Here is an 8789-nt window from a genome sequence, read left to right on the forward strand (position 1 = left end):
GAAGCCGGCGGTCGTGTCAGAGCCAGCCGAGGTCCCGGGCCCGGCGGACGGCGGCGTGCCGGTTCTCCACGGCCAGCTTGGTCACCGCCGAGGACAGGTAGTTGCGCACCGTGCCCTCCGACAGGCTCAGCTGGCGGGCGATCCGCGACACCGGCGCGCCCCTGGAGGCGGCGCGGAGCGTGTCGAGCTCGCGGGGCGTCAGCGGGCACTCCTGGCTCGACAGCGCGTCGGCGGCCAGCTCGGGGTCGATGTAGCGGCCACCGTCGTGCACCTGCCTGATCACCTTGGCCAGCGTGGTGGCCGGGTTGTCCTTGCCGACGAAGCCGCGCACGCCCGCCGCCATCGCCCGGCGCAGGTAACCAGGGCGGCCGTGGCCGGTGACGATGACGATGCGGCAGCCGGGCACCTGCGCGCCGATCAGCTCGGCCGCGGCCAGGCCGTCGAGGCCGGGCATGTCGATGTCGAGCATGGCCACGTCGGGACGCAGCTCGACGGCCAGGCGCACGGCCTCGTCGCCGCGGCCGGTCTCGGCGACCACCTCGATGCCGGGCTCGGTGCCCAGCAGTGCCACGAACGCGCCCCGTACCAGGTGGTGGTCCTCGGCGAGGAGCAGCTTGATCACAGCGGCACCGACGCGGTGATGCGGAAGCGTCCGCCGCCGCACTCGGCCTCCAGCGCGCCGCCGGCGGCCTTCATGCGCTCGGCCAGGCCGGTCAGCCCGTTGCCCCGGCTGAAGCGGCCGGTGCTCGGGCCGCCGTCGTTGACGATCTCCAGGTGCACGCTGCCCTCCTCGGTGTGGACGGTCACCTCGCACCAGGTGGCGGTGCTGTGGCGCAGGACGTTGGTGACGGCCTCGCGCGCCACCCAGCCGAGGGGCGCGTGCACGTGGCCGGGCAGTTCGGCGGGCAGCTCGGGCTTGTCGCAGCGGATGCCGGCCGCGCCGAGCACGGCGGCGACGCCGTCGAGCTCGGTCGCCAGCGACGTGGCCCGGTAGCCGCGCACCAGCTCGCGCACGTCGTGCACGGAGGTGCGGGCGATCCGCTGGATCTCGGCCAGCTCCGCGCCGGCCCGCTCCGGGCTGGTCGTGACCAGCCGCTCGCCGAGCTCGGCGCGGAGCGCGATCGCGTGCAGGGTGTGGCCGAGGGTGTCGTGCAGGTCGCGGGAGAAGCGCAGCCGCTCCTCGTCCACGGCCCGCCGCGCCAGCTCGGCCCGCGCCTCGCGCAGGTCGTCGATCAGGCGGCAGAGCCAGGCCACCCCGTACGTCATCGGCGCGATCGTCGGCATGGCCAGCAGCCCGTACAGCAGGGCGACCGGCAGCGGCACCCCGATGAGGAGGATGAGCACCGGCGTGACGGCGATCGCGGCGAGCGTGACGGTCCAGGTCACGGCGGGCCGGACGAACACCACGGACGCCACCGAGATGAACGCCATCGGCAGCCCGATCCAGCCGGCCCCGGCGAACAGTGGCACCCCGTAGGCGATCACCGCGATCGCGGCCACGTCGAGGCGGTGCCGCCACGTCAGCCGGCCCAGGAAGGCCGCCCACAGCACCCGCGCGTAGCTGACCGTGAGGAGCGTCACCAGCAGGATCGCCAGCGTGAGCGGCCACCACCGGCCCGCGGTGCCGGTGGAGAAGGCGACGACCGCCGACGCCAGGGAGAACACCATGGGAGCGGCGAACAGGGCCACCGCCACGCCGGCGATGACCCTGGTGCTGACGACGGGCGTGCTCACACGTCGCATTATGACGGTCATGCGCGGCGCGGATCCCACCGGAAGTAGCGGCGGGTGGACCAGAGGCCGACGCCGATCCACAGCAGGCCGATCCCGATCGCGACGGCCGACACCTGGAACGACTCCAGGAAGCCCACGGCGGGGGCGGCGTCGGCGGCGAAGTCGCGGCCCAGGATCGCGGTGCGCATCATCGCCACGATGGGCGACAGCGGCAGCATCTCGGCGACCCGCTGACCCCACTCGGGCAGCACGCTCACCGGGAACATGAGCCCGGCGCCGAACATGCTCACGAACAGCACGGGCAGCGCCACGAGCTGGGCCACCTCGTAGTTGGGGATCAGCCCGGCCGTGCCGATCGCCAGCGCGGCGAACACGGCGGCGCCCAGCAGGAACGCGAGCAGCAGCAGCGGGATGTTGCTCGGCATCGGCGCGCCGGCCACGCCCATGGCGAACACCAGGATGATCACCGCCTGGACCGCCCCGAGGATGGTCGCGTGCACGATGTCACCGGCGAAGATCGCGCTGGTGGGCAGCGCGCTGCCGCGCAGCCGCTTGTAGACGCGCTCCTCGCGCCGCACCACCACGGCGGTGGCGATCGTCATGTACGAGAACGGCAGCACCACCGCGATCGCGCCCACCGCCGCGAACACCCCGGCCGGCACGCCGTTCACCATCTCGGCCCCCTGCGGGCCGCCCGTGTAGACGAACGCGAGGAACAGCGGCAGCAGCAGGACCGTGAACGCCATGCCACGCTGCCTCAGCAGGACCGTCTGGTTGAGCCGCGCCTGCGCCCACACCATCGACAACCAGTTCACGCCGCCACCCTCTCCGCCGCTGCCACCTCAAGGAAGATCTCTTCGAGCGTCGGCCTGCGGACCTCCAGGCCGTCCAGCTCCCTGCCGTGCTGGTGCGCCCAGCTCAGCAGCACCCGCAGGTCCTCCTGCGGCTGGTGGGTCTCCACCGTGTACGCATCGCCGCTCAGCGTCACCGAGCGCCCGGCCGTGCCCGGCACGTACGGCAGGTCGCCGGGCAGGACGCCGGGCAGCCGGAACGTGACACGGGTGCCGCGCCCGCCGACCACGTCGGCCAGCGACCCCTCGGTGACGATCCGGCCGCCGTGCATGATGGCCAGGCGCTGCGCGAGCTGCTCGGCCTCGTCCAGGTAGTGGGTCGTGAGCAGGACGGTGGTGCCCTCGGCGACCATGTCGCGGATCAGCTCCCACACGTTGCGCCGCGCCTCGGGGTCCAGCCCGGTCGTGGGCTCGTCGAGGAAGAGCAGCTCGGGCCGGCCGAGCACGGCCAGCGCCAGGTCCAGGCGCCGCTTCTCGCCGCCGGAGAGCTGGGAGACGCGCACGCCCGCCCGGTGGGGGAGCCCGACCCGCTCCAGCACCTCGCCCCTGGGCAGGGCGTTCGGGGTCCAGCGGCGCCAGGCGTCGACGGTCTCGGCGACCGTGAGGTCCTTGTAGAAGCCCGCCTCCTGGAGCACGATGCCCATCCGGTGGCGCACCTCGGCGCGCTCGCCGATCGGGTCGTGGCCGAGCACGCGCACCTGGCCGCTCGTCGGCGGCGCGTAGCCGGCCAGCACGTCGAGCGTGGTCGTCTTGCCCGCGCCGTTGGTGCCGAGCAGCGCGTACAGCTCGCCGCGGCCGACCTCGAAGCCGATTCCCCTGACCGCTTCGAAGTCGCCGTACTTCTGGTGCAGGTCCCGCACCTCGATCGCTGTCGTGTTCACGGACCTCACTCTGCCGGGCGGAGGGGCCCGCCCGGCAGTGTGCGTTCTCAGCGATCTCCCGGGAGGATCGCGGGGTCAGACGGTGACATTTGTCATGCGGCCGCCGCGTGCTCGGTCCTGGTGGGCAGCGGGGTGATCTCGGCGCTCTCCCGGCGGGGCAGGAACCGGGCGGCGCCCGCGATCAGCAGGCCCAGCACGACGGCCAGGCCGAGCGCCGTGCGCAGCGAGGTGGCGTCCGACAGGAAGCCGATCACCACCGGGCCCAGCAGCAGGCCCGCGTAGCCCATCGCCCCGGCCTGGGCGATCGCCGGGCCCGGGTTGGGGGTGGCGGTGCCGGCCAGCGAGAGCGTCAGCGGCGAGATCGTCGCCACGCCGAGGCCGACGAAGAACACCGCGCCGAGCGCCACCACGGCGGCGGGCGCGGCCAGCACGACGGCGAAGAACCCGGCCGTGGCCAGCCCGGAGACGGTCAGCATGCCGCGCACGCCGAAGCGGGAGCGCAGCCGGTCACCGGTGAGCCGGGCGATCAGCATGCCCAGCTCGAAGATCGGGTAGCCGAGCGCGGCCACGGCCTCCGGGGCGCCCATCGTGTCGCGCATGTACAGGCCGTTCCAGTCGGCGACCGTGCCCTCGACCATGAACGCGAAGAACATCAGCGCGCCGAGCAGGTAGACGACCGGCGGCATGCGGCGGCGGGCCGCCGTGGCGCCCTCGGCGACGGGGGCCTCGGGCAGGTAGGTCCGGCCGACGGCGATCATCACGGGCAGCGCGAGCAGGCCGACCAGCGCCACGTTGGCGGTGAACGACAGGCCCAGCGCGATCGACAGGCTGCCGACGCCGCCCGCCGCGATCGCGCCGACGCACCAGCCGGCGTGCATGCCGTTCATCAGCGGCCGGCCGTAGGCGCGCTCGACCGTGGAGCCCTGGGCGTTCATGGCGATGTCGACCATGCCGAACGCCATGCCGAACACCGTCACCGCGCCGAGCAGCACCGGCAGGTCGGGCGCGAACGCCACCCCCACCAGGCTGAGCGCGGTCAGCGGCCCGCCCACGCGCAACACCGTCCGGCTGCCGGCGCGGGCCATGACGCGGCGCATCGACTGCATGGTCACCAGCGCGCCCAGCCCCCACACGAGCAGGATGGTGCCGACCATGGATTCCGACAGATGGAGCTTGTCGGTCAGCGCGGGGATGCGCACGGTCATCGTGCCCACCATCAGACCGGCCAGGACGAAGGTGAGGACCGCCCCGTACCGGGCCATCCTCAGGTCGCGCGTCATAAGGCACCTCACAAAAGCCCGGCTCGCGCGAGCCGGGCGGGAACGAACGGAAAAGGAGAAAAAGGGGGGAGGGAGAGGGGGGAAAGGTCAGAGCATGGACCGCAGGCGGGCCTCCAGGGCCCTCAGGTCGCTCTCGCTGTTGAGCTCCGGCTCGTGGCTGGCCACGTCCCAGAGCCCTTCACAGGCCAGGCGCACGATCTGCGAGGCGAGCGGGTCGGGCTCGTCGGCGAGCTCTTCGCGGTGCCATCGGGCCATCGCCTCACGCAGCGGGGCGAGCAGGAAGATGTTGCCCGACGCGCCGGTGACGACGGCCCATCGTCGCAGCCTGCCCTGACGGACGGCGGCCAGCGTGGCGCCGAGGTAGCGCTCGGTGTAGGTGGCGTCGTCCTGGGCGGCCAGGAGATCGTCGAACTCCTGGATCAGCCGCTCGACCATGCCCTTGATCAGGGCTTCCTTGGTCGCGAAATGGTAGAGGAGGCCGCCCTTGCTCACACCGGCGCGGTCGGCGACGGCGGACAGGGTCAGCGCGGCCGAGCCCTGGTCGCAGAGCAGATCCTCTGCGGCGTCCAGCAGCTCGTCCCTTCTCATGCCGTCTACTGTACCGTCCGGACGGTACAGTAGCAAACGAGATACCCTAGCCGGGTGAGCAGACCGTCGGCCTATCTTGATCACGCGGCGACCACGCCCATGCTTCCCGAGGCGATCGAGGCCATGACGGAGCAATTGGGCAGGGTCGGCAACGCCTCCTCCCTGCACGCCGCCGGCCGCGAGGTCCGCCGGGTCGTCGAGGAGTCACGCGAGACCATCGCCGACGCGCTCGGCGCCCGCCCCAGCGAGGTCGTGTTCACCTCCGGCGGCACCGAGGCCGACAACCTCGCCATCAAGGGCCTCTACTGGGCCCGCCGCCCCCGGCAGCGCCTGCTGATCAGCTCGGTCGAGCACCACGCCGCCCTCGACCCGGCCCAGTGGCTGGCCGACAGCCAGGCCGCCCAGGTCGAGCTGCTGCCGGTCGACGAGCACGGCCGCGTCCACCCCGACACGCTGCGCGCCGCCGTCGAGCGCGACCCCGACGACGTCGCCATGATCAGCGTCATGTGGGCCAACAACGAGGTCGGCACCGTCCAGCCGGTCCACGTCCTGGCCGCGATCGCCCGCGACCACGGCATCCCGTTCCACACCGACGCCGTCCAGGCCGTCGGCCAGCTCCCGGTGTCGTTCGCCGAGTCCGGCGCCGACGCGCTCACCCTCACCGGCCACAAGATCGGCGGCCCGATGGGCGTCGGCGCCCTGCTGCTGGCCAGGGGCCTCACCCCGGTCTCCGTCCAGCACGGCGGCGGCCAGGAGCGCGACGTGCGCTCCGGCACCCTCGACGCCCCCGCCATCGCCGGCCTCGCCGCCGCCGTGCGCACCGCCGTCAAGGAGCAGGCCGAGCAGCAGCGCCGCCTCACCGCCCTGCGCGACGACCTCATCGAGCGCGTACGGCGAGCCGTCCCCGACGTCGTGCTCAACGGCGACCCCGACGACCGCCTGCCCGGCAACGCGCACTTCTCCTTCCCCGGCTGCGAGGGCGACGCGCTGCTCATGCTGCTCGACGCCAGGGGCGTGGAGTGCTCGACCGGGTCGGCCTGCTCGGCCGGGGTGGCCCAGCCGTCACACGTGCTGCTGGCGATGGGCGCCGACGCGGCGGCGGCCCGCGGCTCGCTGCGCTTCACGCTCGGCCACACCTCGACCAAGGCAGACGTCGACCGGCTGATCGAGGTGCTCCCGGCGGCCGTCGAACGCGCCCGCCGGGCCGGCCTCAGCTGATGAACGCCGCCACCGCGCTCCACGCGGGGTCGGTGGCGACGTCGACGCGGGCCTTGCCCTCGCCCCACGTCGCGGCCAGCTCCTCGACCTGACCGCGCACCTCGCCCGCCGGGTCGGCGTAGAGGTGGAAGATCCGGTGCCCCTCGGCGCTCAGGTGGGCGGCCAGCACCCACGCGCCCGGGACGCGCGACAGCCGCTCCTCGAAGTCGCGCAGCGCCTCGACGGAGTCACCGGCGGGCAGCTTGCCCGCGTCGCGGCCGGCGTAGGGCAGGGTGACGGCCAGGTGCTCGTCGTAGAGCGGGTAGTCGACCGGCCGCAGCGGGAAGCGGGCCGCCGCCGTCAGCGGCTTGCCCCCGGCCGTCCTGCCCTCCAGAGCCACCCACTGCTCCCCGTCGAACTCCGCGGCCAGGTCGGCCACCACGGCGGGCAGGTGGACGGCGGGCACCGCGTCGATCGGCTGGGACGTCACCGCGGTGATCTCGCCCACCCAGCGGGCCACGTCGTCCTCGCCGAGAACCGCGTCGAGCGCCAGCAGCGCCGCGTCGAGCCGGGCGTCGTCGTCCAGCTCGCCGAAGATCGGGTGGTAGGCCGACACGTCGACCCGGGGCGCGCCGCGCGGCACCCGCAGCCCGAGCACCAGCTTGCCCACCCCGAGCTCGTAACCGCCCGCCTCCAGCGTGAGCTCACCCGCCTGCGGGTTGGCCTGCCGCGACGGGTGGAACTCCCACACCAGGTCGGCAGGCGGCGCCGCCAGCGCCCAGCGGTGGGCTAGCGGCCGCAGCTCGGCGTCACCGGCGGCGGTCACGACCAGCGCGTGGACGGCGTTGCGGCCCGGCGCCAGCTCGCAGACCAGGCCGGAGTGCAGCGCGCTGACGGCCGGGGCCAGCGTCTCGGCGAGTGAGGCGCGGTCGCCGGCGGCCACCTTCGCGTCGAGCCCGGGACGGGCGTCCTCCCACCACCGCCAGAATTCCGCGATGCGCTCGGCGGAGTCGTCCTCGCCGTTCTTGCGCCCGAACAGTCGCATGCCGTAGATACTCCCAGACGGCAGCCGCGGGTCGCACAGCAAGTACGCTGGGATGGTCATGGGAATGCGTGTGCTTGCCGCCATGTCGGGCGGCGTCGACTCAGCCGTGGCCGCCGCGCGGATCGCCGAGGCCGGTCACGATGTCACCGGTGTGCATCTGGCCCTGTCGGCCAACCCGCAATCGCACCGCACGGGCGCGCGCGGCTGCTGCACGGTCGAGGACTCGCGCGACGCCCGCCGCGCCGCCGACGTGATCGGCATCCCTTTCTACATCTGGGACATGGCCGAGCGCTTCCAGCGTGACGTGGTGGAGGACTTCGTCGCCGAGTACGCGGCCGGTCGCACCCCCAACCCGTGCCTGCGCTGCAACGAGAAGATCAAGTTCGCGGCGGTGCTCGACCGGGCGCTGGCGCTCGGCTTCGACGCCGTCGCCACCGGCCACCACGCCCAGCTCGTCGACGGCGTGCTCTCGCGCAGCGTCGACGCCGGCAAGGACCAGTCGTACGTGCTCGGCGTGCTCACCCGCGAGCAGCTCAGCCACGCGATCTTCCCGCTGGGCGGCTCCACCAAGGCCGAGGTGCGCGCCGAGGCCGCCCGGCGCGGCCTGACCGTCGCCGACAAGCCCGACAGCCACGACATCTGCTTCATCGCCGACGGCGACACGCGCGGCTTCCTGGCCAAGCGGCTCGGCTCGGCCGAGGGCCCGATCGTCGACGAGGGCGGCGAGGTCGTCGGCAGCCACCACGGCGCCCACGGGTTCACCGTCGGCCAGCGCAAGGGCCTGCGCATCGACCGGCCCGCGCCCGACGGCCGGCCGCGCTACGTGCTGTCGATCGAGCCGGTGTCCAACACGGTGACCGTCGGCCCCCGCTCGGCGCTGGAGGTCACCTCGATCTCCTGCGAGCGCCCGGTGTGGAACGGCCCCGAGGCCGACGGCGAGCTGACCGTCCAGCTCAGGGCGCACGGCGAGGTCTACGGGTGCCGCTTCGAGGAGCGTGACGGCGGTCTGGTCATCGACCTCGACCGGCCCGCGACCGGGGTGGCGGCGGGCCAGGCCGCGGTGCTCTACTCGGGCGCCACGGTGATCGGCTCCGCCACCATCGCCTCGGCCGCCTAGATGTACTTGGCCAAGATCTTGGTGACACGCGGTCGCGGGTGATTGATCACATAGAAGACCTCCGGGCGTAGTGGAGTTTGCCGACTTCACCACCAC

The 8789-nt window shown here is 73.4% G+C and carries 9 protein-coding genes; 2 read left to right on the forward strand and 7 right to left on the reverse strand.

Annotated features, from left to right (window positions below; all coding sequences use genetic code 11):
• Nucleotides 1-16: 16 nt before the first annotated feature.
• The 6 genes from AB0G11_RS31970 to AB0G11_RS31995 all read right to left on the reverse strand — a co-directional run bounded on the left by AB0G11_RS31970 (nucleotide 17) and on the right by AB0G11_RS31995 (nucleotide 5334).
• Entirely contained in the window at nucleotides 17-622 is a 606-nt protein-coding gene (locus AB0G11_RS31970) for a response regulator transcription factor (protein WP_357590324.1), read from the reverse strand.
• Nucleotides 619-1734 carry a histidine kinase gene (locus AB0G11_RS31975; RefSeq protein ID WP_357590325.1) on the reverse strand — a complete coding sequence of 372 codons (1116 nt, stop codon included), beginning with the start codon at nucleotides 1732-1734 and terminating at the stop codon, nucleotides 619-621. The genes AB0G11_RS31970 and AB0G11_RS31975 overlap by 4 nt, the downstream gene beginning before the upstream one ends.
• Before the next feature lie 17 nt (nucleotides 1735-1751).
• Nucleotides 1752-2549 (reverse strand): ABC transporter permease, encoded by a 798-nt coding sequence (locus AB0G11_RS31980; protein WP_357590327.1) that lies wholly within the window; start codon nucleotides 2547-2549, stop codon nucleotides 1752-1754.
• Nucleotides 2546-3466 (reverse strand): ABC transporter ATP-binding protein, encoded by a 921-nt coding sequence (locus AB0G11_RS31985; RefSeq protein ID WP_308125623.1) that lies wholly within the window; start codon nucleotides 3464-3466, stop codon nucleotides 2546-2548. Before AB0G11_RS31985 ends, AB0G11_RS31980 begins: the two co-directional genes overlap by 4 nt.
• 92 nt (nucleotides 3467-3558) lie before the next feature.
• Nucleotides 3559-4746, reverse strand: a complete 1188-nt coding sequence (locus tag AB0G11_RS31990) for an MFS transporter (RefSeq protein ID WP_219501042.1) — start codon at nucleotides 4744-4746, stop codon at nucleotides 3559-3561.
• A gap of 87 nt (nucleotides 4747-4833) precedes the next feature.
• Nucleotides 4834-5334 carry a TetR/AcrR family transcriptional regulator gene (locus tag AB0G11_RS31995; RefSeq protein ID WP_219501043.1) on the reverse strand — a complete coding sequence of 167 codons (501 nt, stop codon included), beginning with the start codon at nucleotides 5332-5334 and terminating at the stop codon, nucleotides 4834-4836.
• A 54-nt stretch (nucleotides 5335-5388) separates the two neighbouring features.
• Here AB0G11_RS31995 and AB0G11_RS32000 point away from each other — a divergent pair, with 54 nt between their 5' ends.
• Entirely contained in the window at nucleotides 5389-6552 is a 1164-nt protein-coding gene (locus AB0G11_RS32000) for a cysteine desulfurase family protein (protein WP_357590329.1), read from the forward strand.
• Here AB0G11_RS32000 and AB0G11_RS32005 read toward each other — a convergent pair.
• Nucleotides 6545-7576 (reverse strand): DUF695 domain-containing protein, encoded by a 1032-nt coding sequence (locus tag AB0G11_RS32005; RefSeq protein WP_357590331.1) that lies wholly within the window; start codon nucleotides 7574-7576, stop codon nucleotides 6545-6547. The genes AB0G11_RS32000 and AB0G11_RS32005 overlap by 8 nt on opposite strands.
• Nucleotides 7577-7634: 58 nt before the next feature.
• On the opposite strand from AB0G11_RS32005, the gene mnmA reads away from it, so the two are divergent.
• Nucleotides 7635-8693, forward strand: coding sequence for a tRNA 2-thiouridine(34) synthase MnmA (mnmA, locus tag AB0G11_RS32010; RefSeq protein ID WP_219501045.1), 1059 nt, complete (start codon nucleotides 7635-7637; stop codon nucleotides 8691-8693).
• Nucleotides 8694-8789 lie beyond the last annotated feature (96 nt).

The organism is Nonomuraea sp. NPDC023979 (genome assembly GCF_040639085.1).
In the GTDB taxonomy this organism is placed as follows: Bacteria; Actinomycetota; Actinomycetes; order Streptosporangiales; family Streptosporangiaceae; genus Nonomuraea; species Nonomuraea ceibae.

What these genes read in the sequence shown, in the direction of transcription:
- AB0G11_RS32005 (WP_357590331.1), bottom strand. Translation starts at nt 7,576, where the DNA reads ATGCGACTGTTCGGGCGCAAGAACGGCGAGGACGACTCCGCCGAGCGC.
- AB0G11_RS31990 (WP_219501042.1), bottom strand. Translation starts at nt 4,746, where the DNA reads ATGACGCGCGACCTGAGGATGGCCCGGTACGGGGCGGTCCTCACCTTC.
- mnmA (WP_219501045.1), top strand. Translation starts at nt 7,635, where the DNA reads ATGGGAATGCGTGTGCTTGCCGCCATGTCGGGCGGCGTCGACTCAGCC.
- AB0G11_RS31995 (WP_219501043.1), bottom strand. Translation starts at nt 5,334, where the DNA reads ATGAGAAGGGACGAGCTGCTGGACGCCGCAGAGGATCTGCTCTGCGAC.